This window comes from Streptomyces sp. NPDC107500 (assembly GCF_055582785.1).
Genome location: NZ_JBVJPF010000001.1, coordinates 953,208 through 975,680, shown reverse-complemented (window position 1 = coordinate 975,680; position 22,473 = coordinate 953,208). Strand labels below are relative to the sequence as shown.

Below are 22,473 nucleotides of genomic sequence, written 5' to 3'. Positions count from 1 at the left end.
CGCCGGGAACCGGATGCCCGCCCACCGCGTCCCATCGCTGTCCCCGGTAACAGCTGAAGGAGCGATGCGGTGAACAGCGAGCGACCCGACAACGACGCCACCGCCGCCGACGAGGCCGGCACCGGGCGTCCCGCGCGACGGCGTCCCTCCGCGGTCGTCGTCGCGTCGGTCGCCGCCGCCGTGCTGCTGGTCGGCACGGGCGGTGCCTACCTGGCCACGTCCGCCTCCGGCGGTGACCCGGACGGCGGTACGGCGTCCGGGGCGTCCGGCGACGACACTCCCCCGCCGCTGGCCCTGGACGACCACGGGACGTCCCCCGACGGCGGTACGGACGGAACCAACGGCATCGCGCCCGGTGAGCCCGACCCGTACGGCGTCACCTACCGCGCCGACGGCTCCCTCCCCGAGGGGCCCGGCTCGGCGCCCGTGTACCGGACGAAGGGCGAGGTCACCGAGGCGGAGGTGGCCCGGCTGGCCGAGGCGCTCGGGGTGGCGGGCGCACCGCGCGTCCAGGGCGGGGCCTGGAAGGTCGGCAACGCCAAGGACGGCTCGGGCCCCCTGCTGACGGTGACCACGCAGGCGCCGGGCACCTGGACGTTCCACCGCTACACACCCGGCACCGACGACTGCAAGAAGGGCGCCGTGTGCCGGGCCCCGTCCGCCGACGGGAGCCCGGTCAGCGAGGCGGCCGCGAAGAAGGCGGCGGCGCCGGTGCTGAAGGCGCTGGGCCAGGACGACGCCAAACTGGACGCGGGCCAGGTCATGGGCGCCCGGCGGGCCGTGAACGCCGAACCCGAGGTCGGCGGGCTGCCCACGCACGGCTGGACGACCGGCGTGGTGGTCGGCGCGCAGGGCGACGTGGTCGGCGGCAGCGGGCAGGTCAAGGCGCCGGTCAAGGGGGACACGTACCCCGTCCTGGACGCGAAGGAGGCGCTGGCGCTGCTGAACTCGCCGGGCGGCGGTTCCGGGCCCGGCGTCGGAGGCATCGGGGGCTGCGCGAGCCCGGTGCCGCACGAGGACGGCGCGGACACGCCGTGCGCGCCGCCGGCCGGCTCACCGGAGAAGTCCGGGAAGCAGACGGTCACGGTCGAGGACGCGGTGTTCGGTCTGGCCGCGCATCCGGTGCGGGGGCGGCAGACGCTGGTGCCCTCCTGGCTGTTCGAGGTGCGCGCGCCGGGCGCGGAGGACAGGTCCACGGTCACGTATCCGGCGGTCGAGCCGAAGTACCTGACCACCGCGGCCCCGGCCTCGCCGTCCCCGTCCGGCGAGTCGGCCTCGAAGCCGGGCGAGCCGCGGGACGTGCGGGTGAACGGGTACACGGCCGCCGGCGGAGAGCTGACCGTGCACTTCACGGGCGGGGTGTGCGCGGACTACGAGGCGAAGGCCGAGGAGAAGGACGGGGAGGTGACCGTGACGGTGACCGAGACCCCGCATCCGGACAAGGTGTGCATCCTGATCGCCAAGGAGTACGAGCGCACGGTGCGGCTCGACGCACCGCTCGGCGACCGGAAGGTCGTGGGCGCGGACGGCGAGAAGGTCCCGCTGCACAAGCCCGGCGCGCGACTGCCGGCGCCGTCCGGGAACCGGTGACACCGGACGGGTGAGCGTAAGAGGGCGGCGGCCCGGGGTCTGACCCCGGGCCGCCGCCCTCTTCGTGTCGCGTGCGCGTGTGCCGCGCGGCTCAGCTGAAGGAGTCGCCGCAGGCGCAGGAACCCGTCGCGTTCGGGTTGTCGATCGTGAAGCCCTGCTTCTCGATCGTGTCCACGAAGTCGATGGTGGCGCCGCCCAGGTACGGGGCGCTCATGCGGTCGGTGGTGACCTTGACGCCGTCGAAGTCCTTCACCACGTCGCCGTCGAGCGAGCGCTCGTCGAAGAAGAGCTGGTAGCGCAGGCCGGAGCAGCCGCCGGGCTGGACGGCCACGCGCAGCGCGAGGTCGTCACGGCCTTCCTGGTCGAGCAGGGCCTTGACCTTGGCCGCGGCGGCGTCGGTCACGATGATGCCGTCGGTGACGGTGGTGGACTCGTCCGATACGGACATCTACATCTCTCCCGGGTTGTACGGAGACTGCTTGCCGACGGTTTCAACCGGCGGAGCCGCGGATTCATTCCGGGCGGGCCCGAGTCTTTGTCCTCGGCGTTCCCTTCATGCTCGCACACGCCCCCGCCCACGGTAAGCGGCACCGGGATTCACGTCACACCGACACAATGGGCATCGTCAAACTGACGTGAAGCGGTTATGATATATAGCGTCAGTTAGACGAAAAGTAGAAAGGGTGCGTGTCGTGACCACCGCCCAAACCCAGGAGCTCGACGTACAGCCGTCGCCCCTCGCCCTGCTGCTGCTCGGCCGTGAGGCCGACCCGAGGAGCGAGCGCGGCGTGGAGTGCCCGGGCGACCTGCCCTCGCCCTCCGACCCGGACCTGGTCGCACGCGCCCGCGCGGCCAAGGAGAAGCTCGGGGACAAGGTCTTCGTCCTCGGCCACCACTACCAGCGCGACGAGGTCATCCAGTTCGCCGACGTCACGGGTGACTCCTTCAAGCTGGCCCGGGACGCGGCCGCGCGCCCGGAGGCCGAGTACATCGTCTTCTGCGGTGTCCACTTCATGGCGGAGTCGGCCGACATCCTGACCTCCGACGACCAGAAGGTGGTCCTGCCCGACCTGGCCGCCGGGTGCTCCATGGCGGACATGGCCACCGCCGAGCAGGTCGCCGAGTGCTGGGACGCGCTGACCGAGGCCGGGATCGCCGAGCAGGTCGTGCCCGTCTCGTACATGAACTCGTCGGCGGACATCAAGGCGTTCACCGGCAAGCACGGCGGCACCATCTGCACCTCGTCCAACGCCAAGCGCGCCCTGGACTGGGCCTTCGAGCAGGGCGAGAAGGTGCTGTTCCTGCCCGACCAGCACCTGGGCCGCAACACCGCGGTGCGGGACATGGGCATGACGCTCGAGGACTGCGTCGTCTACAACCCGCACAAGCCGAACGGCGGGCTGACCGCCGAGGAGCTGCGCGCCGCGAAGATGATCCTCTGGCGGGGGCACTGCTCGGTGCACGGCCGCTTCAGCCTCGACTCGGTGAACGACGTGCGCGAGCGCATCCCCGGGGTGAACGTCCTCGTGCACCCCGAGTGCAAGCACGAGGTCGTCGCGGCGGCGGACTACGTCGGCTCGACCGAGTACATCATCAAGGCCCTGGAGGCGGCCCCGGCCGGTTCCAAGTGGGCCATCGGGACCGAGCTGAACCTGGTCCGGCGGCTGGCGAACCGTTTCGCTGCGGAGGACAAGGAGATCGTCTTCCTCGACAAGACGGTCTGCTTCTGCTCGACGATGAACCGCATCGACCTGCCGCACCTGGTCTGGACGCTGGAGTCACTGGCCGAGGGCACGCTGGTCAATCGCATCGAGGTGGACACGGAGACGGAGGCGTTCGCGAAGCTGGCGCTCGAGCGGATGCTGGCGCTGCCGTAGCCGGTTCCGTCCCGTGCGGGGTGCTGGAAACGGCGGAGGTCCCGCCCGGCCACCTTCGGTGCCGGGCGGGACCTCCGCCGTTTCGCGGTCTCAGACCTTCGCCGGCTCCGGCTCGTCCGAAGCCGCCGCCTGCGGCGGCACGTCGCCGCCGCCCTTCTTCGCCGCCCGCTTCTTCGCGCGCCGCTCCTTGCGGAGTTCCAGCATCGCGTAGAGCGTCGGGACCAGCAGGAGGGTCAGCAGGGTCGAGGTGACCAGACCGCCGATCACGACCACCGCCAGCGGCTGGGCGATGAAGCCGCCCTCGCCGGTGACGCCCAGCGCCATCGGGAGCAGGGCGAAGATCGTCGCCAGGGCCGTCATCAGGATGGGCCGCAGCCGGTGCCGGCCGCCCTCGACGACCGCTTCGACCACGCCGTAGCCCTGCTTGCGGTACTGGTTGATCAGGTCGATCAGCACGATCGCGTTGGTGACCACGATGCCGATCAGCATCAGCATGCCGATCATCGCCGGGACACCCATCGGAGTGCCCGTGGCGATCAGCAGGCCGATCGCGCCGGTCGCCGCGAAGGGGATGGACACCAGCAGGATCAGCGGCTGGGCCAGCGACCGGAAGGTGCCGACCAGCAGCATGAACACGATCGCGATCGCCGCGAGCATGGCGAGGCCCAGGTTGACGAAGGCATCGTCCTGGTCCGCCGTGACGCCGCCGATCTCGGCGGTGGCGCCGGCCGGCAGGTCCAGCGCGTTGATCTTCGACTGGAGGTCGGCGCCGACCGCGCCGGTGTTGTCGCCGGTCGGCTTGGCGGTGATGGTCGCCGCGCGCTGACCGTCGATCCGGGTCATCGAGACCGGACCGTCCACCAGTCGCACGGTGGCGATGTCACCGAGCTTGGCCGGACCCAGGTTCAGGGCCCTCAGTTCGGCGATCGTCTCGGCGGGCCGCGCCGACCGGATCACCACGTCGCGCTCGGTGTCCTCCAGGGTCGCCTTGGCCGCGGGCGTGCCGCGCACGGCCTGGCCGACGGCGGCGCCGAGCGTCTGGTCGGTGAAACCGGCCTCGGCGGCACGGGCGTTGGCCTTGACCGAGATGCGCGGCACGCTCTGCGCCAGGTCGCTGGTGACGTCGGTGACGTCGTCGAGCCCGGCGACCGTCTTGCGGACCTGCTCGGAGGCGTCCCGGAGCACCTTCGCGTCGGCCGCCTTGACGACGACGCTCAGGTCCTGGCTGCCGAAGCCGTCACCGGCGGCGACCGTGGTGGTGCCGATGCCGTCGAGCTTCGCGAGACCGTCCTCGATGTGGTCCTGGACGTCCTCGGAGGACGCGGAGTCCTCCAGCATGATCTGGTACGACGCCTGGTTGGTGTCCGTACCGCCGCCGAAGGCCGCCATGAAGCCGGACGAGCCGATGGTGACCTGGTAGTCCTTGACGCCCTCGGTGTCGCCGAGGAGCTTCTCGACCTTCTTCGCCTGGGCGTCGGTCGCGCCGAGGCTGGTGCCCGGCTTCAGCTCCTGCTTGACGCTGAGGACTTCCTGCTCGCCCTGGTCGAAGAAGTTCGTCTTCAGCAGCGGCGCCATGCCGAAGGTGCCGATCAGCACGACGACCGCGATGGCCACGCTGGTCAGCCGGCGGCGGGTGGCGAAGCGCAGGACGGGGACGTAGAAGCGCTGGAGGCGGCTCCTGGACTCCTTCTCCTCGGCCAGCCTGCGGGCCTCGGCGGCGTCCTCGGGGGTGCCCTTCGGGGGCCGCAGGAACCAGTACGACAGCACCGGGACGACCGTCAGCGACACCAGCAGGGACGCCAGCAGCGCGGCGGTGACGGTGAGGCTGAAGGAGCCGAACAGCTCGCCGACCATGCCGCCGACCAGACCGATCGGCAGGAACACGGCGACCGTGGTGAGGGTCGAGGAGGTTACCGCCCCGGCGACCTCGCGGACCGCTTGGAGGATGGCCTCCCGGCGCTCCTCGCCGTAGCCGAGGTGGCGCTTGATGTTCTCCAGGACCACGATCGAGTCGTCCACGACCCGGCCGATGGCGATGGTCAGCGCGCCCAGCGTCAGCATGTTCAGCGACAGGTCGCGCGTCCACAGGACGATCAGCGCCAGCACCACCGACAGCGGGATGGAGACCGCGGTGACCAGGGTGGAGCGGATGGACGCCAGGAAGACCAGGATGATCAGGACGGCGAAGAGCAGACCGAGCCCGCCCTCCGTGGTCAGACCCGAGATGGCCTTGGAGACCGCCGGGCCCTGGTCGCTGACGACGGTGAGTTCCGCGCCGGAGCCGAGCTGCTCGCGCAGGTCGGGCAGCTTGTCCTCGACGGCGTTCGAGATGGCGACCGCGCTGCCGTCGTGGTCCATCGTCACGGCGACCGCGAGGGACGGCTTGCCGTCGGTGCGGGTGAGGGAGTCGGCCTTGGCCTCCTCCTCCTTGACGGTGGCGACGTCGCCGAGGCGGACGGGCTTGTCGACGCCCTCGCCGGTGACCATGAGGTCCTGGATCTGCTTGAGCGAGGTGAAACCGCCGCCGACCTGGACGGTGCGGTTGGCGCCGTCCTCGTCGAAGGAGCCCGCGGGGACGGTGGCGCCGCCGGCCTGGAGGGACTGGGCGAGCACCTGCGGGCTCACCCCGGCCGCGGCCAGCTTCGCCGGGTCCGGCGTGACGGTGACCTCGACGTCGCGCACGCCGTCGACGGTGACCTGGGCGACGCCGTCGATGTCCTTCAGCTCGGAGACGACGGTCCTGTCGAGCCGGTCGGCCAGCGCCTGCTGGTCCTCGTCGGAGGTGACGGCGAGGACGACGGTCGGGATGTCGTCCGTCGAGCCGGAGATGACCTGCGGGTCGACGTCGTCGGGGAGCTGCGCGCGGGCCCGGTTGACGGCCTGCTGGACGTCGGCGACGAGCTGCTGGGTGTTCGGGCCGTAGTCGAAGGACGCCATGATGACGGCGTTGCCCTCACTCGCGGTGGCGGTGACGCCGGATATCCCGTCGACGGCTTCGAGGCTGTCCTCGATCGGCTCGACGACCTGCTTCTCGACCACGTCCGGGGAGGCACCCTGGTACGGCGCGAGCACCGACACCATGGGCAGTTCGATGGTGGGCAGCAGCTGCTGCTTGAGCTGGGGGATCGCGATCGCCCCGAAGACGAGCGCGACGATCGACATCAGCCCGATCAGGGCCCGTTGCGCGAGGCTGAATCTCGACAGCCAGGACATGGGTCAGGGTCTCTCTTCTGTGGCCGAGCGGAGGGGACGGGGCACGTCTGTACGCCCACTCCAACACCCTGGGCCATGGGCGGCCCCGGTTCCCTAGCCCGCAGGTCCATTTCCTTATCCGGCGCCTACTGCCGCCGCAGTACACGCGGGTAGAGGTCACTCCACCCTTGGACGTACCAGCCCGGATTCGTAGGCGATCACGACCAGCTGGGCGCGGTCGCGGGCGCCCAGCTTGGCCATGGCCCGGTTCACGTGCGTCTTGACGGTGAGCGGACTGACCTCGAGGCGCTCGGCGATCTCGTCGTTGGAGTGCCCGCCGGCGACCTGGACCAGGACCTCGCGCTCCCGTCCGGTCAGCGTCTCCAGCCGCTCGGCGCGGGCGGGGTCGCCGTCCTCCCCGGCCGTGCCGTCCTGGGCGAGGAAGCGGGCGATCAGACCCTTGGTGGCGGTCGGCGACAGCAGGGCCTCCCCGCCGGCCGCGACGCGGATCGCGCTGAGCAGCTCGTCCGGTTCGGAGCCCTTGCCGAGGAAGCCCGAGGCGCCCGCGCGCAGCGACTGCACCACGTAGTCGTCGACCTCGAAGGTGGTCAGTATGACGACACGGACATGGGCGAGGGCGGGGTCGGCGCTGATCAGGCGGGTGGCCGCGAGGCCGTCCGTGCCGGGCATCCGGATGTCCATCAGCACCACGTCGGCCCGCCGTTCGGCGGCCAGCCGCGCCGCCTCCGCGCCGTCGGACGCCTCCCCCACCACCTCCATGTCGGGCTCGGAGTCGACCAGCACCCGGAAGGCGCTGCGCAGCAGCGCCTGGTCGTCGGCGAGCAGGACACGGATCGTCATACGGGGTCCTCCGCGGCTTCGGTGCGGCTTCTGACCGGAAGGATCGCATGGACGCGGAAGCCGCCTCCGTAGCGGGGACCGGTGGTGAGGGTGCCGCGCACGGCGGTGACGCGCTCGCGCATCCCGAGGAGTCCGTGGCCGCCGCTGTCCGGGGAAGTGCCGTCCCCGCCGCCGTCGCCGGTTCCGTCGTCGAGGACGGTCACTTCGATGTTCGGCCCCACCCGTACGACGCTGACCTCGGCCTTCGCCCGCTGTCCCGCGTGCTTGCGGACGTTGGTCAGGGCCTCCTGGATGATCCGGTAGGCGGCCAGGTCGACGGCGGCGGGCAGTTCGGTGCCCTGGTCGGCGCGGGCCACCTCGACGGTCAGCCCGGCGTGGTGGAAGGTGCCGACGAGTTCGTCCAGCCGGTCGAGGCCGGGAGCCGGTTCGGTCGGCGCCTCCGGGTCGCCGGACTGGCGGAGCAGCCCCACGGTGGCCCGGAGTTCGTCCAGCGCGCTGCGGCTGGCGTCCCGGACGTGGGCGAGGGCCTCCTTGGCCTGGTCGGGCCGCTTGTCCATGACGTGCGAGGCGACCCCGGCCTGGACGTTGACCAGAGCGATGTGGTGGGCGACCACGTCGTGCAGGTCGCGGGCGATCCGCAGCCGCTCCTCGGCGACCCGGCGGCGGGCCTCCTCCTCACGGGTGCGCTCGGCCTTCTCGGCCCGGTCCCGGATGGCCTGCACGAAGGCGCGGCGGCTGCGGACGGCGTCCCCGGCGCTGGCACCGATGCCGGTCCAGGCGAAGACGGCGAGGTTCTCCTGCGCGTACCAGGGCAGCGGTCCGAACAGCATGGCGGCGCCGGTCAGCACGGTCATGGTGAGCAGGCCGACCCGCCAGGTGGTGGGGCGGTCGGTGGAGGCGGCGACGGTGTAGAGGGCGATGACGGCGGACATCACCACGGGTGCGCGGGGGTCGCCGGTGACGCTCTCGACGACGGAGACGGAGCCGGTGACGCCGAGGACCACGAGCGGGGCGCGGCGGCGGAAGGCGAGGGCGGCGGCGCCGACGGCCATCAGGACCAGGCTGAGCACGGCGGGTGTGCGCAGGCTCCAGGTGACGCCCTCCGGGCCGTGCGGGTCCGCGAAGGAGCCCGCGACCATGCACACCAGGACCGCCGCGGCGAGGGCGGTGTCCAGTGCGGAGGGGTGGGCGCCGAGGGTGCAGCGGGCGCGGGCGAGGGTGCTCACGGCTGTTTACGGTAGCTGGAGTGGGCGTGGGTTCTCACTGGGCCCGCGTTCAGTGGGCGTCTGCTGGGGGCTGCGCCCCCAGACCCCCGCTTTCGGCCTGACGGCCTCGTCCTCAAACGCCGGACGGGCTGAAAAACAGAACGTCACGCCCCGCCCGGGATGAGGCCGTCGTCGCTCAGCAGTTCCTTGACCTCCTCCAGGGTGGCGTCCGGGGAGGGCAGGATGAGGTCGGACGGCTCCAGGGAGTCCTCCGGGAGGGGCTCGCCCAGGTCGCGGACCTTGGCGAGGAGGGCCTGGAGGGTGGCGCGGAAGCCGGGGCCGTCGCCGTTCTCCATTTCGGCCAGGAGTTCGTCGTCCAGCTTGTCCAGCTCCGCGAGCCGGTCGTCGGCCAGCGTCAGCTGTCCCTCCCCCATGATCCGTACGATCATGTCGGCCCTCCTAGGCGCGTGGGCTACTGCTTGTCGAAGCGCGGGGTGTCCTGCGGCTGCTGCTGGGACTGCGTCCTGCCCTGACCTTCGCCGCCCTCGATGGCCTGCCGGTCGGCGGTGCTGCCACCGGCCAGCTCGGCCTTCATGCGCTGGAGCTCCAGCTCTACATCCGTACCACCGGAGAGCCGGTCCAGCTCGGCCTGGATGTCGTCCTTGTGCATGCCGGACTGGTCGTCGAGGGCACCGGAGGCGAGCAGCTCGTCGATGGCGCCGGCCCGGGCCTGGAGCTGGGCGGTCTTGTCCTCGGCCCGCTGGATGGCCAGGCCGACGTCGCCCATCTCCTCGGAGATGCCGGAGAACGCCTCGCCGATGCGGGTCTGCGCCTGGGCCGCCGTGTAGGTGGCCTTGATGGTCTCCTTCTTCGTGCGGAAGGCGTCCACCTTGGCCTGGAGCCGCTGGGCCGCCAGGGTGAGCTTCTCCTCCTCGCCCTGGAGGGTGGCGTGCTGCGTCTCCAGGTCGGTGACCTGCTGCTGGAGGGCGGCCCGGCGGGAGAGCGCCTCGCGGGCGAGGTCCTCGCGGCCCAGCGCCAGCGCCTTGCGGCCCTGGTCCTCCAGCTTGCCCGACTGGGACTGGAGCTGGTTGAGCTGCAGCTCCAGGCGCTTGCGGCTGGTCGCCACGTCGGCGACCCCGCGGCGCACCTTCTGCAGCAGCTCCAGCTGCTTCTGGTACGAGTAATCGAGGGTCTCGCGCGGGTCCTCGGCCCGGTCCAGGGCCTTGTTGGCCTTCGCGCGGAAGATCATCCCCATACGCTTCATGACACCGCTCATGGGCTTCGCGCGCCCCCTTCTGGCCGACTCCGGCTCCAGCGACTGCAACAGAACCCACAGTACGGGCCCTGCATCCATTACCGCACTGTTCGGGGACGGATGCGCTCATCCCCAAGGACGACTGCGTACGCTCCCGATCCGGCGCAAGGAGTAGGTGCTCCCCGGGGTTGTCCGGAATGACCGGTGTCCGAGGGCGTACGCAAAGTCCCCTCTGTCCCCTTACTGACGACCGGCGTTGCCGGATCGTTCCCCACCGGACTGGGGTCCACACCCCCGCACCCCGTACCCTTGGGTTTTGTGTTCCGTAGCCGTGCCAAGGATGAGAAGGCCCAGAGCGCCAGCGCGCCGGTGACCGACTCCACTCAGCCCCGTGACCCGCAGGCCCCCAAGGGCAGGCCCACGCCCAAGCGCAGCGTGGCCCAGTCCCAGCGCCGCAGCGTCGCCAGTACGCCGTTGACGCGCAAGGACGCCGCCAAGCGGCAGCGCGAGGAGCGGCGGACCGCGATGGCGCGCCAGCGCGAGGCGCTGGCGAAGGGCGACGAGCGGTACCTGCCGGCCCGCGACAAGGGCCCGGTCCGCAGGTTCGCGCGCGACTTCGTCGACTCGCGGTTCAACATCGCGGAGTACTTCCTGCCGATGGCCGTGATCATTCTCGTGCTGAGCATGGTCCGCGTCGCCTCGCTGCAGAACGTCGCGCTGCTGCTGTGGCTGGTCGTGATCGTGCTGATCGTGCTGGACTCGATCGTCACCGGCTTCCGGCTGAAGAAGCGCCTCGCCGAGCGGTTCCCCGACGAGCGCCGCCGCGGTGCCGTCGCCTACGCCCTGATGCGGTCGCTCCAGATGCGTCGCCTGCGGCTGCCCAAGCCCCAGGTCAAGCGCGGAGAGCGGCCCTGAGCACGACGCCTTTCGCCGGTGACGCGGCCCAGAGCTGGACGGCGAAACTGCCGGGTCTGCGCAACGTCGTACGGCAGGAGATGGTGGCGCGACAGCTGGACGAGCAGATAGCCGGCCGTTTCGCCGTGGGCAGGCGCCTGCGGGTGCTCGACGTCGGCATGGGCCAGGGCACCCAGGCGCTGCGGCTGGCACGGGCCGGGCACCAGGTGACCGGCGTGGAGCGGGACGCCACGATGATCGCCGCGGCGCGGGACGCGCTGGCCGGGCAGCCGGAGGGCATCCGGGAGCGGATGCGGATCGTCGAGGGCGACGGCCGGGACACCGGCGTGCACTTCCTGCCCGGCAGCTTCGACGTGGTGCTCTGCCACGGCGTGCTGATGTACGTCGAGGAACCCGATCCGCTGCTCGCGGGACTGGCCCGGATGCTCGCGCCGGGCGGCCTGCTGTCGCTCCTGGTGCGCAACGGCGACGCGCTCGCCATGCGCCCGGGCCTGCACGGCGACTGGGCCGGCGCGCTGACCGCCTTCGACACCACGCACTACCAGAACCGTCTCGGCCTCGATGTGCGCGCGGACCGGCTGGCGGCGCTGACGGCGAAACTCGCGAGCATCGGTGCCCCGCTGCACGTCTGGTACGGCGTCCGGGTCTTCACGGACACGGCGAGCGACGAGACCGCTCCCCCGGCCGATCTCGAACCCCTGCTGGCCGCCGAGGAGCGGGCCGGCCGGACGGACCCGTACCGCGGGACGGCGGCGCTGCTGCATCTGTGCGGAGTGCGCGGCTAGTCGTCTCCTCAGAGCCCTGCGGGGCAGGCGGGACTTCGCGGACACGACCCGGGGCCTGCCCGGCGCCCGTTCGGGTGTTCACCGGAAGCCGCCGCCGGGGTGCGCGGTGAGACTCGGGGCATGGACGCTTCCCGTACCCGTGTGCCACGCCGGCTCGGTCCCGTCGCCGCGTGGGCCTGCGCCCTGCTGCTGGTGACCGGCTGCACCGGATCCGGCCGGGGCTCCGACGGCGCACGGGAGGGCGGCACGGCGCAGGCCGCCGCGCCGCGCGCCGCCAACGACCTCCAGGCCGACTACGAGCGGGTGATCAAGGACGTGCTGCCGTCGGTCGTGCAGATCCAGGCGGGCGACTCGCTGGGGTCGGGGGTCGTGTACGACGGCAAGGGGCACGTCGTCACCAACGCGCACGTCGTCGGGGACCGCGAGTCCTTCCGGGTGACGACGGCCGGCAGCGAGGGCGCCGTGGCCGCGCGGCTCGTCTCCTCGTACCCCGAGCAGGATCTGGCGGTCATCAAGCTGGACCGGCTTCCGGACGGGCTGAGGGCGGCTCGTTTCGGTGACTCCGCGAAGGTCGCCGTCGGGCAGATCGTGCTGGCGATGGGCTCGCCGCTCGGCCTGTCCTCCAGCGTGACGCAGGGCATCGTGTCGGCGACCGGGCGGACCGTCACGGAGGGCAGCGGCGGGGGCGGCACGGGCGCGACCATCGCCAACATGGTGCAGACGTCCGCGGCCATCAACCCCGGCAACAGCGGGGGCGCCCTGGTGAACCTGGACGGCCAGGTGATCGGCATCCCGACGCTGGCGGCGACCGACCCGGGCATGGGCGACAGCGCGGCCCCGGGCATCGGCTTCGCGATCCCGGCGTCGATGGTGCGGACGGTCGCCGGCCAGATCGTCGAGGACGGCCGGGTCACCGACTCGGGCCGGGCGGCGCTGGGCATCACCGCCCGTACGGTCGTCGACGACGACTACCGTCCCGCGGGCGTGGCCGTCGTCGAGGTGAGCGACGGCGGGGCGGCGGACGACGCGGGCATGCGTCCCGGCGACGTCGTCGTCCGGGTCGGGGACACCGACGTCACCACCATCACCTCCCTGGCCGAGGCCCTGGCGTCGATGGCGCCGGGCGACCGGACGAAGGTGACGTACACCCGGGACGGCGACGAGCGCACCGCCGAGGTGACGCTGGGCGAGCAGTGACGGGGACGCGGCCGCCCCCGTCCGCTCCCCGCGCCTACGCCTCCGAGGCCTCGGGCGCCTCGGCGCTCTCGGCGCCCTCGGCGTGCAGGCTCATCGGGCCGTAGATCTCGGTGGCGTCCTCGAAGAGCCGCACCTGGTCCGCGCCGCCCTCCTTGAGCTGCTGCCAGTACTCCCCGATCCAGGACTCGGCGTCCCCTTGCGTGGTGAACTCCTCGGGCTCCACCGCGGGCTGGACCTCCGTCCCGCCGGCCGTCTCGAACCGCCACGTCCATGCCGCCATGTACGCCTCCAAGATGTGAGCACATGCAGAGCGGAAGCCGGATCTTGGTCCGGCCTCCGACCGCAGCCTATGCGCTGAGCGGGGTGCGCCGTACAAGGCGGTGCGTGCTCCTTGGGGGCCTCGGGCGCGCACGTCGCCGGGCGACCGGCGAAAATCGGGTGCGTGGACGTGACTCTGCTCGGCACCGGTGCCCCCGCGGGACTCCCCCGCCCCGACTGTCCCTGCGCGGCCTGTGCCGCGGCGCAGGGCGAGCAGGCGCGCGCGGCGACCGCGTTGCTGGTCGACGGTGCGCTGCTGCTCGACCTGACGCCGGGCGCCGCGTTCGCCGCGGCCCGCGCCGGGCGGTCCCTGGCCGGGGTGCGGCAGGTGCTGCTCTCCCATCCGCACGACGGGCCCGCGGTGGAGGTACCGGCCGGGCTGCCGCAGCCGGGGCGGGTGCCGGACGGGCGGGAGCTGGCGGTGCTGACCGGGCACCGGGTGCGGGCGGTGGCGCTGGACGCGCCGGGCACGGGTTACGCCGTGACGGGACCGGACGGGCGGCGGCTCCTCTACGTGCCGCCGGGTGGCGCCCCGGCCGGTCTGGAGGAGCCGGCGGAGCCGTACGACCTGATCGTCGCGGACGTGGTGGGGCGGCCGGACGCGCTGGCGAAGCTGCGGTCGGTCGGCGCGGCGGGCCCGACGACGGACGTCGTCGCCGTCCACCTGGACCACGACGTGCCGCCCGGCCCGGAACTGGCGCGGCGGCTCGCGGCGGCCGGGGCGAGGGCCGTGCCCGACGACACGACCCTGACGGTGGGCGCCTACGAGGACGTACCCGACGTACCCCGGCGCACCCTCGTCCTGGGCGGCGCCCGGTCGGGCAAGTCAGTGGAGGCCGAACGCCGCCTGGAGCCCTTCCCGGACGTGCTCTACGTGGCCACCGGCGGTTCCCGGGGCGGCGACACCGAGTGGGCGTCGCGGGTCTGCGCCCACCGGGAACGGCGCCCGGGTTCGTGGCGCACCGCCGAGACCTGCGACCTGGTGCCGCTGCTGAAGGACGACGGCCCGCCCCTGCTGGTCGACTGCCTGTCGCTGTGGCTGACGGACGCGATGGACGCGGTCGGCGCGTGGGACGACGCGGAGTGGTCCGGCGGGGGCGAACGGGCCCTCAGGGACCGGGTGCGGGAGCTGACGGAGGCGGTCCGCGCCACCCGGCGTACGGTCGTCGCGGTGTCGAACGAGGTGGGCTCGGGCATCGTCCCGGCCACCGCGTCCGGCCGCCGCTACCGGGACGAACTCGGGCGGCTGAACGCGGCGTTCGCGAACGAGTGCGAGCAGGTGCTGCTGGTGGTTGCTGGCCAGGCCCTGGTGCTACGCGGCTGACCAGTCCCGGCGCGCGACGATCCGTTGCCCCCGGGTGCCGCCGAGCACGGTGCAGCCCTGGGCCACCAACTCGGCGGCCAGGCCCACGGGATGCGCGGGAAGGATCCGGCGCGGGTCGGCCACTGCGACGAGCAGATGACCACCGGGCCGCAGCATCCGCACCGCGGCCCGCAGTTCGGCCCGCGGGTCGGGCACGCTCTCCAGGTACTGGAAGAGACTCACGACGTCGTAGCGGGCGCGCAGCCGGGACGCGATGTGCGGGTCCGTCAGCCGCCCCACGAACGCCTCCTCGACCCGCTCCACCGCACGGGCCCGCAGCACGCGGTGGGTGGCGTCCAGGCCGTCGAACGAGGTGTACGGGAAGTGCGCGCGGGCGGCGTGCGGGAAGTCGGCGTCGCCGGTGCCGACGTCCAGCCAGCTCTCGGGCTCGGGGCAGTGGCGGAGCATCGCGCGGGCGGCGAGCGCGTGTCTCAGCCGGACCCCGGCCCGGAGCGCGGCGTGCCCGGTCTCCGCGGGGACCGGCGGGTTCCTGAACCCGAGCCGGCAGTCCGCGCACCTCTCGAGAACGGACCGGCCGGGTTCGCCCTGCCGCGGCTCCTCGCGCCGCGGCCGTGCCCGCAGCCGGCGCGAGCCGCACCAGGGGCAGTCCGCCCGGTGGGGCCGGTAGCGGGGGACGGGAGGCACCGAGGGGGCGGGGGGTGCGGACATGGGCGGCTCCCGGGACGAGTGCGAACGACAATCCAGGCAAAACGTTACGTAGGTGATCGCGTTCCGGGGTGCAACGACGCCGCCCGGGCGCGCTGCCCACGGGCCCTCCTTGGTGTTCGACCGGGGCCGGTACTGTTCGGCGAATGAGCTCGCTGAATCTCGACGACTTCACCGACCTGATCGAGCGCCCGGACGGCGGCGTACGTCGCGACGCGGAGGCGCGCCGGGAGCGTCAGGTCGTGCCGCCCGGAGCGCTGGGCCGCCTGGACGAACTGGGCGAGTGGCTGGCCGCGGCGCAGTCCGCCGTGCCGGTGCGGCCGGTCGAACGGCCCCGGGCCGTGCTCTTCGCCGGCGACCACGGGATCGCCGAACTGGGTGTCTCCGCGCGGCCCGCGGGCGGTGCGGGCGAGTTGGTGCGCGAGGTGCTGGAGGGCGGCCGGCCGGTGTCGGTGCTCGCCCGGCGCCTCGGTGTGCCGGTCCGGGTCGTCGACATGTCGCTGGACTGCGACCCCGAGTCGCTGCCGGCCGAGGTCTCCGGCCACCGGGTGCGGCGTGGCGGCGGGCGCATCGACATCGAGGACGCGCTGACCCCCGAGGAGGCGGAGGCCGCCTTCCGGGCCGGGATGGCGGTGGCCGACGAGGAGGCCGACTCGGGCACGGACCTGGTGGTGCTCGGCGATGTGAGCGTGGGCGGGACGACGGCGGCGGGCGTGCTGGTCGCGGCGCTGTGCGGGACCGACGCGTCGGTCGTCACCGGGCGGGGCGGGCTGCCCATCGACGACCTGGCCTGGATGCGCAAGTGCGCGGCGATCCGGGACGGGTTGCGCCGCGCCCGGCCGGTACTCGGCGACCAGTTGCAGCTGCTCGCCACGGTGGGCGGCGCGGACCTCACCGCCATGACGGGCTTCCTGCTCCAGGCCGCGGTGCGGAAGATGCCGGTGATCCTGGACGGCGTCGTGTCGGCCGCCTGCGCGCTGGTCGGGCAGCGGGTCGCCTTCCGGGCACCGGACTGGTGGCTGGCGTCGCACGACAGCGGCGAGCCGGGCCAGGCGAAGGCGCTGGACCGGATGGCCCTGGAGCCGCTGCTGTCCCAGGGTGTGACGGTGGGTGAGGGCACGGGGGCTCTGCTGGCCCTGCCCCTGGTCCAGGCCGCGGCGGCACTGGCCGCGGAGCTGCCGGAGTCGTCCGCCGACAAGGCCGTCACCGCCGCCGAGTGATCCGCGCCGGGCGCGGGCGCGGGCCGGGGGGGCACGGCCCGGCCCGCACCCGCGCAGGCGCCGCGGGCGTCAGCGCCCGGCGTCCGGGCGGCCGCCGATCCAGTCCTGGAAGGCACGGCGCGGGCCGGACCAGCGGCGGTCGTGGTGGTAGGCCCGCAGGCGGGCGCGAGCGCGGGCGCGCGGGCGGCCGGCGTAGAAGCGGCGGGCCCAGGGCGAGCCGGGCCGGGCCAGCCGGACCGCGCCGATCAGCGCGATCACGGGCACGATCACCCCGAAGACCGCGAGCCGCGTCTTGCCCTTGGCCAGGGCGAGCAACGAGAACAGGAAGTTCCCCGCGACGGTCGTGACGACGCTCGCGCGGTCCTGGAACTCGTCCTGGTCCACCCCGTCGACCCCGAACGGCGTGAACCCGGCGAGGACCAGCCCCACCAGGGCCGCCGTGACCACCACGACCTCCACGCTCTGGCGCCCCTCCTCGCTCCAGTACACGTCGTCGAGGTGCAGGATCAGCGCGAACTCGTCCAGGACCAGACCCGTTCCGATGCCGAAGACCACGGCCGCGACGGCGGACCCGAACCCGTGTCGTCCCCCCGCGACCGCCGCGAATCCCCCGACGACGGTCAGCAGGACCCCGGGCACCACGTGGTGGATGTGCACCCCGCCCGCCTTGACGTTCCCGAACGGCCCCTTCCCCGCCCGGATCAGACGCGTGACGACCCGGGTGATCACGAACGTCAGCACGAAGGACCCCAGGGCGAGCAGTAGCGGCAGCTTGCCGGGCTCCACGATGTTCCGCTGCCACCAATCTCCCATATGCGCACTTTATCCCCGCCCCTCGTCAACGCCGCGCCAACCACCTCCGGGTACTCTGCGCCGGTGTCCAGGACCCCCTCCCTCGACGGCCTCCGCTTCGCCTTCGGCACCCTCACCGTGTTCCCGGTCAAAGTGACCCGCTGGGACAGGGAGGCGGCACGCGCCGGCATGCTGTGCGCGCCACTGGCCGGGCTGGCCGTCGGTGCCGCGGCCGCGGGCACCGGGCTCCTGCTGCTGTTCCTGGGCGCCGGCAGCCTCCTCGCCGCCGTGGCCACCGCCGCCGTCCCCGCCGTCCTCACGCGGGGACTGCACCTGGACGGCCTGGCCGACACCGCGGACGGACTGGGCAGCGGCAAGCCCGCCGAGGACGCCCTGCGGATCATGAAGCAGTCGGACATCGGGCCGTTCGGTGTACTCGCCCTGCTGTTCACGCTCCTCGCCCAGGTCGCCGCGCTGGCCCAGGCCTACGACGTTTCCTGGACCCGGGGCGCGCTCGCCGCCGTGGTCTCGGCGACCGCCGCCCGGCTGGCGCTCACGCTGGCCGCCCGCGCGGGTGTGCCCGCCGCCCGCCCGGAGGGACTGGGCGCGGCGGTCGCGGGGGTGGTCCCGACCACCGCGGCGCTGGGTGCGGCGGCCGCCGTCACCCTGGCGGCCGCGGGCGCGGGCGCGCTCCTGGGGGCGGACGACACGGTACGCACGGCCCTCGCCGTACTGTGCGCCGTGGCCGCGGCCGAACTGCTCCTGCGGCACTGCGTCCGCCGCTTCGGCGGCGTCACGGGCGACGTCTTCGGCGGCGTCGCGGAGACGGCGGCCACCACGGCACTGGTGGTCTCGGTCCTCGGCTGATCCGGGAGCGGGAGCCGAGCGGGCGCCGGCCTCAGCAGGCCTCGCGCTCCACTCCCAGCTCGTACTTCTTCAGCATCGAACTGAGCCGCATCTTCCGGGACTCGGCGCAGAACCGCTCGGTGGGCAGCTCGTACTCGACGTGGAAGACCGCCTTGTCCGCCTCGATGAACGGCTGGTTGTCACCGCACTCGCCGTACTGCGCGCACTGCTCGTTGACGGCGAAGTCGAAGTCGTCGACCAGTTCGGGGATCTGGTCGAGGTCGTTCTTGAGCCCGACGGCCATCCCGCGGTCGTGGGCGAGTTCGGCGATCAGCCGGTTGTAGCGGAGCTGGTCGTCCGCGGTGAGGGGGAAGCCGGTCTCGTTCCGGTAGCCGTCCATGTTGTCCGGCTCGACGGCGTCGAAGCCCTTCTCCCGGCACATGTCGAGGCGTTCGGCCATCAGCGGCTCCAGGACGTCCGTCGCGCGGATGTCCAGCCACCGCTCCCCCTCCCACCCGTTGCCCTTGCCCAGTACGGACTTGGGGAACTTCGCCGCGTCGGGCCGGAAGTCCTCCCAGGCGCCGGTGGAGAGGTAGCAGATGACCTTGCGGCCGTCGTCGTGCAGACCGGCGACCGTGGCCTTCGTGTGGTCGAAGCCGTCGATGTCGTAGACCGGCACGTCCACGGAGGTGTCGAGCTTCCCGCTGAGCTGCCACTGCCAGGCGGTGCCGGGCCGCGGCCGCCAGTGGTCCTCGGCGTCCCCACCGTCCCCGCCGCCCCCGCCGTCAACGGGAGACGAGGTGCAGCCCGCGAGCAGCAGGAGGAGGGCTATCGACAGGACCGGGCGTCTCACGGGGGTGCTCCAGGGTGTGGGGTGGCGCGGTGGCGTACCCCGGGAATGATCTCTCATCCCGGGTACCCGGCGGGAAACGGCGGCCCCGCGGGAGCTGACACGCGCGAGCGCGAGCGTAGGCTCGTCCCGGGTGTTCGCCCGCCCGGGCGAGGACCGCGTCGCAGGAGGGATCTAGGGTCGGATGTCGGGCCCGGTCGACCCACCCGCATTCGGCCACACCAGACTTCATACGGAAGCGAGAATTCACCACCGTGACTGCTCTCACTCTCAGCACCGCAGCGGCGCCCGGCCTCCGGGCCGACGCGATCGTGATCGGTGTCGCCAAGGACACGGCGTCCAAGTCCCAGGGCCTGGTCGTCGCACCCGGCGCCGAGGCCGTGGACAAGGCGTACGACGGCCGGCTCGCCGGCGTCCTGGAGACCCTCGGTGCCTCCGGCGCCGAGGGCGAGGTGACGAAGCTGCCCGCTCCGTCCGGCTTCAAGGCACTCATCGTGGTGGCCGTGGGTCTCGGCGCCCAGCCCGAGAAGGACGCCTCCTTCGACGCCGAGGCGCTGCGCAGGGCGGCCGGTGTCGCCGCCCGCACCCTGGCCGGCGCCAAGAAGGCCGCCTTCGCCCTCCCGCTCACCGAGGCCGCCGACGCCGGCGCCGTCGGTGAGGGGGTGCTGCTCGGCGCGTACTCCTTCGACGCCTACAAGGAGAAGGGCGGCGCCAAGGCCAAGAACGGCAAGGCCCCGCTGGCGGAGGCCACGCTGCTCGGCGGCAAGCCCCGCGACAAGGCGTACAAGGCGGCGGTCGAGCGCGCCGCGGCCGTGGCCGAGGAGCTGAACCGCGCCCGCGACCTGGTCAACACCCCGCCGAACGACCTGAACCCGGAGGCCTTCGCGGCGGTCGCGCAGGCCGCGGCCAAGGAGCACGGCATCAAGGTGCAGGTGCTCGACGAGAAGGCGCTGACCAAGGGCGGCTACGGCGGCATCCTGGGCGTCGGCGCCGGGTCGGCGGCGGGTCCGCGGCTGGTGAAGCTGTCGTACACGTCGTCCAAGGCGACGAAGTCCCTGGCCTTCGTCGGCAAGGGCATCACCTACGACTCGGGCGGCATCTCGCTGAAGCCGGCCGGGCACAACGAGACGATGAAGTGCGACATGGCCGGTGCCGCCGCCGTGTTCGCCGCCGTCGTCGCCGCCGCGCGGCTGGGCCTGGAGGTCAACGTGACCGGCTGGCTGGCGCTGGCCGAGAACATGCCCTCCGGCTCGGCGACGCGCCCGGGTGACGTGCTGCGCATGTACAGCGGTAAGACGGTGGAGGTGCTCAACACCGACGCCGAGGGCCGGCTCGTGCTCGCGGACGCGCTGTGGGCGGCCTCGCAGGAGAAGCCGGACGCGATCATCGACGTGGCGACGCTGACCGGCGCGATGATGCTGGCGCTGGGCAGCCGGACGTACGGCGTCATGGCGAACGACGACGCGTTCCGCGCCGCGGTGCACGAGGCGGCGGAGGAGGTCGGCGAGCCGGCCTGGCCGATGCCGCTGCCCGAGCACCTGCGCAAGGGGATGGACTCGGCGACCGCGGACATCGCGAACATGGGTGAGCGGATGGGCGGCGGTCTGGTGGCCGGCCTCTTCCTGCGCGAGTTCGTGGGCGAGGGCATCGCCTGGGCGCACCTGGACATCGCGGGCCCGGCGTTCAACGAGGGCGGTCCCTTCGGGTACACGCCGAAGGGGGGCACGGGTACGGCGGTGCGGACGCTGGTCCGCGTGGCCGAGCTGACGGCTGCGGGTGACCTGGGCTAGGGGCGCTCGAGAGCTAGGGGGTGCGGGTGATCTTGCGACTGCGGGTCCGTCGTGGCTCGTCGCGCAGTTCCCCGCGCCCCTGGCGGCACTGCCGTGCCGTCGGTGACAAGTAAGCCGGCCATTCCCCTCACGGGAACGTGGGGCGTCTCACACCCCGGCCCCACGTCTCGTTCGCCTCTCACAAGTGCGAAGATGGAGCCCGGCAGGACAGGGCCCACCCAAGGGCCGAGAACAATGAGCGGCCGGACACCAGCCGCCGACCGGTCACTGGAGACCGGCGTGGCGCACATGCATGGAGGACGTGACGTGGCGAACGACGCCAGCACCGTTTTCGACCTAGTGATCCTCGGCGGTGGCAGCGGTGGTTACGCCGCGGCCCTGCGCGGGGCGCAGCTGGGCCTGGACGTCGCCCTGATCGAGAAGGGCAAGGTCGGCGGTACCTGCCTGCACAACGGCTGCATTCCTACGAAGGCCCTGCTGCACGCGGGCGAGATCGCCGACCAGGCCCGCGAGAGCGAGCAGTTCGGTGTGAAGGCCACCTTCGAGGGCATCGACATGGCGGCCGTCCACAAGTACAAGGACGACGTGATCTCGGGCCTCTACAAGGGCCTGCAGGGTCTGATCGCCTCGCGCAAGGTGACCTACATCGAGGGCGAGGGCCGGCTGTCCTCGCCGACCTCCGTGGATGTGAACGGTCAGCGGGTCCAGGGCCGGCACGTGCTGCTGGCGACCGGCTCCGTGCCGAAGTCGCTGCCCGGCCTGGACATCGACGGCGAGCGGATCATCTCGTCCGACCACGCCCTCAAGCTCGACCGCGTGCCGAAGTCCGCGATCGTGCTGGGCGGCGGCGTCATCGGCGTCGAGTTCGCCTCCGCGTGGAAGTCCTTCGGCGCCGACGTCACGATCATCGAGGGCCTCAAGCACCTCGTCCCGGTCGAGGACGAGAACAGCTCCAAGCTGCTGGAGCGCGCCTTCCGCAAGCGCGGCATCAAGTTCAACCTGGGCACCTTCTTCGAGAAGGCCGAGTACACCCAGGACGGCGTCAAGGTCACCCTCGCCGACGGCAAGGAGTTCGAGGCCGAGGTCCTGCTCGTCGCCATCGGCCGCGGCCCGGTCTCCCAGGGCCTGGGCTACGAGGAGGCCGGGGTCGCCATGGACCGCGGCTTCGTCCTCGTCGACGAGTACATGCGGACCAACGTCCCGACCATCTCCGCCGTCGGTGACCTCGCCCCCACCCTCCAGCTCGCGCACGTCGGCTTCGCCGAGGGCATCCTGGTGGCGGAGCGGCTCGCCGGCCTGAAGACCGTCCCGGTCGACTACGACGGCGTGCCGCGGGTGACGTACTGCCACCCGGAGGTCGCCTCCGTGGGCATCACCGAGGCCAAGGCCAAGGAGATCTACGGCGCGGACAAGGTCGTCGCCCTGAAGTACAACCTGGCCGGCAACGGCAAGAGCAAGATCCTCAAGACCGCGGGCGAGATCAAGCTCGTGCAGGTCAAGGACGGTGCCGTGGTCGGCGTCCACATGGTCGGCGACCGCATGGGCGAGCAGGTCGGCGAAGCCCAGCTGATCTACAACTGGGAGGCGCTGCCGGCCGAGGTGGCCCAGCTCATCCACGCCCACCCGACGCAGAACGAGGCGATGGGCGAGGCGCACCTGGCGCTGGCCGGCAAGCCGCTGCACTCCCACGACTGACCTCCCTCGGTCATTGGGCGCGACGACACAGACTTCCGCAATTCGTAAGGAGCAAC

At 72.6% G+C, this 22,473-nt stretch carries 20 protein-coding genes; 10 read left to right on the top strand and 10 right to left on the bottom strand.

Annotated elements, in window-relative coordinates; all coding sequences use genetic code 11:
• The first annotated feature begins 69 nt into the window (after positions 1-69).
• Entirely contained in the window at positions 70-1,590 is a 1,521-nt protein-coding gene (locus ACZ67M_RS04290) for a hypothetical protein (protein WP_469849500.1), read from the top strand.
• Between the two features lie 91 nt (positions 1,591-1,681).
• On the opposite strand, the gene ACZ67M_RS04285 is transcribed toward ACZ67M_RS04290, so the two are convergent.
• A complete protein-coding gene (locus ACZ67M_RS04285; RefSeq protein ID WP_122620514.1) occupies positions 1,682-2,038 on the bottom strand; it encodes an iron-sulfur cluster assembly accessory protein in 357 nt (118 codons plus the stop codon).
• Between the two features lie 244 nt (positions 2,039-2,282).
• On the opposite strand from ACZ67M_RS04285, the gene nadA reads away from it, so the two are divergent.
• Positions 2,283-3,467, top strand: coding sequence for a quinolinate synthase NadA (nadA, locus tag ACZ67M_RS04280; protein WP_361355476.1), 1,185 nt, complete (start codon positions 2,283-2,285; stop codon positions 3,465-3,467).
• 90 nt (positions 3,468-3,557) lie between these two features.
• Here the strand turns inward: nadA and ACZ67M_RS04275 are convergent, their stop codons facing one another.
• From ACZ67M_RS04275 to ACZ67M_RS04255, 5 genes are all read right to left on the bottom strand, one after another.
• Positions 3,558-6,680, bottom strand: a complete 3,123-nt coding sequence (locus ACZ67M_RS04275; RefSeq protein ID WP_469849497.1) for an efflux RND transporter permease subunit — start codon at positions 6,678-6,680, stop codon at positions 3,558-3,560.
• A gap of 156 nt (positions 6,681-6,836) precedes the next feature.
• On the bottom strand, positions 6,837-7,520 hold the full coding sequence (locus tag ACZ67M_RS04270) for a response regulator (protein WP_122620512.1): 684 nt from the start codon (positions 7,518-7,520) through the stop codon (positions 6,837-6,839).
• Entirely contained in the window at positions 7,517-8,746 is a 1,230-nt protein-coding gene (locus tag ACZ67M_RS04265) for a sensor histidine kinase (RefSeq protein ID WP_392009081.1), read from the bottom strand. Before ACZ67M_RS04265 ends, ACZ67M_RS04270 begins: the two co-directional genes overlap by 4 nt.
• Positions 8,747-8,889: 143 nt before the next feature.
• Positions 8,890-9,174, bottom strand: a complete 285-nt coding sequence (gene pspAA, locus ACZ67M_RS04260; RefSeq protein WP_392100361.1) for a PspA-associated protein PspAA — start codon at positions 9,172-9,174, stop codon at positions 8,890-8,892.
• 23 nt (positions 9,175-9,197) lie between these two features.
• On the bottom strand, positions 9,198-9,989 hold the full coding sequence (locus ACZ67M_RS04255; RefSeq protein ID WP_277343334.1) for a PspA/IM30 family protein: 792 nt from the start codon (positions 9,987-9,989) through the stop codon (positions 9,198-9,200).
• Positions 9,990-10,223: 234 nt separating this feature from the next.
• Here ACZ67M_RS04255 and ACZ67M_RS04250 point away from each other — a divergent pair, with 234 nt between their 5' ends.
• The 3 genes from ACZ67M_RS04250 to ACZ67M_RS04240 all read left to right on the top strand — a co-directional run bounded on the left by ACZ67M_RS04250 (position 10,224) and on the right by ACZ67M_RS04240 (position 12,877).
• Positions 10,224-10,895, top strand: coding sequence for a DUF3043 domain-containing protein (locus ACZ67M_RS04250; RefSeq protein WP_386935209.1), 672 nt, complete (start codon positions 10,224-10,226; stop codon positions 10,893-10,895).
• Positions 10,896-10,978: 83 nt separating this feature from the next.
• Positions 10,979-11,680, top strand: coding sequence for a class I SAM-dependent methyltransferase (locus tag ACZ67M_RS04245; protein WP_361355543.1), 702 nt, complete (start codon positions 10,979-10,981; stop codon positions 11,678-11,680).
• Positions 11,681-11,800: 120 nt separating this feature from the next.
• Positions 11,801-12,877 carry a S1C family serine protease gene (locus ACZ67M_RS04240; protein WP_392100364.1) on the top strand — a complete coding sequence of 359 codons (1,077 nt, stop codon included), beginning with the start codon at positions 11,801-11,803 and terminating at the stop codon, positions 12,875-12,877.
• 34 nt (positions 12,878-12,911) lie between these two features.
• Here ACZ67M_RS04240 and ACZ67M_RS04235 read toward each other — a convergent pair whose 3' ends face one another.
• A complete protein-coding gene (locus ACZ67M_RS04235; protein ID WP_361355469.1) occupies positions 12,912-13,157 on the bottom strand; it encodes a hypothetical protein in 246 nt (81 codons plus the stop codon).
• A 162-nt stretch (positions 13,158-13,319) separates the two neighbouring features.
• Here ACZ67M_RS04235 and ACZ67M_RS04230 point away from each other — a divergent pair, with 162 nt between their 5' ends.
• Positions 13,320-14,519, top strand: coding sequence for a bifunctional adenosylcobinamide kinase/adenosylcobinamide-phosphate guanylyltransferase (locus ACZ67M_RS04230; protein WP_469849495.1), 1,200 nt, complete (start codon positions 13,320-13,322; stop codon positions 14,517-14,519).
• Here ACZ67M_RS04230 and ACZ67M_RS04225 read toward each other — a convergent pair.
• Entirely contained in the window at positions 14,508-15,227 is a 720-nt protein-coding gene (locus ACZ67M_RS04225; protein WP_361355466.1) for a class I SAM-dependent methyltransferase, read from the bottom strand. The two genes, ACZ67M_RS04230 and ACZ67M_RS04225, sit on opposite strands and share 12 nt — an antisense overlap.
• 143 nt (positions 15,228-15,370) lie before the next feature.
• Between ACZ67M_RS04225 and cobT the strand changes: the two genes are divergently transcribed.
• The gene (gene cobT / locus ACZ67M_RS04220) at positions 15,371-16,444 is read left to right on the top strand and encodes a nicotinate-nucleotide--dimethylbenzimidazole phosphoribosyltransferase (protein WP_385803979.1); all 1,074 of its coding nucleotides are present in this window, start codon (positions 15,371-15,373) and stop codon (positions 16,442-16,444) included.
• Positions 16,445-16,513: 69 nt separating this feature from the next.
• Here cobT and ACZ67M_RS04215 read toward each other — a convergent pair whose 3' ends face one another.
• Positions 16,514-17,257 carry a hypothetical protein gene (locus ACZ67M_RS04215; RefSeq protein WP_385803976.1) on the bottom strand — a complete coding sequence of 248 codons (744 nt, stop codon included), beginning with the start codon at positions 17,255-17,257 and terminating at the stop codon, positions 16,514-16,516.
• 63 nt (positions 17,258-17,320) lie between these two features.
• Here ACZ67M_RS04215 and ACZ67M_RS04210 point away from each other — a divergent pair, with 63 nt between their 5' ends.
• Positions 17,321-18,103 carry an adenosylcobinamide-GDP ribazoletransferase gene (locus ACZ67M_RS04210; RefSeq protein WP_469849494.1) on the top strand — a complete coding sequence of 261 codons (783 nt, stop codon included), beginning with the start codon at positions 17,321-17,323 and terminating at the stop codon, positions 18,101-18,103.
• A gap of 31 nt (positions 18,104-18,134) precedes the next feature.
• Here the strand turns inward: ACZ67M_RS04210 and ACZ67M_RS04205 are convergent, their stop codons facing one another.
• A complete protein-coding gene (locus tag ACZ67M_RS04205) occupies positions 18,135-18,935 on the bottom strand; it encodes an endo alpha-1,4 polygalactosaminidase (RefSeq protein WP_392234932.1) in 801 nt (266 codons plus the stop codon).
• Positions 18,936-19,186: 251 nt separating this feature from the next.
• Here ACZ67M_RS04205 and ACZ67M_RS04200 point away from each other — a divergent pair, with 251 nt between their 5' ends.
• Both ACZ67M_RS04200 and lpdA read left to right on the top strand, forming a co-directional pair.
• Positions 19,187-20,722 carry a leucyl aminopeptidase gene (locus ACZ67M_RS04200; protein ID WP_469849491.1) on the top strand — a complete coding sequence of 512 codons (1,536 nt, stop codon included), beginning with the start codon at positions 19,187-19,189 and terminating at the stop codon, positions 20,720-20,722.
• Positions 20,723-21,028: 306 nt separating this feature from the next.
• Entirely contained in the window at positions 21,029-22,417 is a 1,389-nt protein-coding gene (gene lpdA / locus ACZ67M_RS04195; protein ID WP_161330460.1) for a dihydrolipoyl dehydrogenase, read from the top strand.
• Positions 22,418-22,473: the final 56 nt, after the last annotated feature.

What these genes read in the sequence shown, in the direction of transcription:
- cobT (WP_385803979.1), top strand. Translation starts at nt 15,371, where the DNA reads ATGAGCTCGCTGAATCTCGACGACTTCACCGACCTGATCGAGCGCCCG.
- ACZ67M_RS04285 (WP_122620514.1), bottom strand. Translation starts at nt 2,038, where the DNA reads ATGTCCGTATCGGACGAGTCCACCACCGTCACCGACGGCATCATCGTG.
- ACZ67M_RS04270 (WP_122620512.1), bottom strand. Translation starts at nt 7,520, where the DNA reads ATGACGATCCGTGTCCTGCTCGCCGACGACCAGGCGCTGCTGCGCAGC.
- ACZ67M_RS04215 (WP_385803976.1), bottom strand. Translation starts at nt 17,257, where the DNA reads ATGGGAGATTGGTGGCAGCGGAACATCGTGGAGCCCGGCAAGCTGCCG.
- ACZ67M_RS04240 (WP_392100364.1), top strand. Translation starts at nt 11,801, where the DNA reads ATGGACGCTTCCCGTACCCGTGTGCCACGCCGGCTCGGTCCCGTCGCC.
- pspAA (WP_392100361.1), bottom strand. Translation starts at nt 9,174, where the DNA reads ATGATCGTACGGATCATGGGGGAGGGACAGCTGACGCTGGCCGACGAC.
- ACZ67M_RS04225 (WP_361355466.1), bottom strand. Translation starts at nt 15,227, where the DNA reads ATGTCCGCACCCCCCGCCCCCTCGGTGCCTCCCGTCCCCCGCTACCGG.
- ACZ67M_RS04235 (WP_361355469.1), bottom strand. Translation starts at nt 13,157, where the DNA reads ATGGCGGCATGGACGTGGCGGTTCGAGACGGCCGGCGGGACGGAGGTC.
- ACZ67M_RS04275 (WP_469849497.1), bottom strand. Translation starts at nt 6,680, where the DNA reads ATGTCCTGGCTGTCGAGATTCAGCCTCGCGCAACGGGCCCTGATCGGG.
- ACZ67M_RS04255 (WP_277343334.1), bottom strand. Translation starts at nt 9,989, where the DNA reads ATGAAGCGTATGGGGATGATCTTCCGCGCGAAGGCCAACAAGGCCCTG.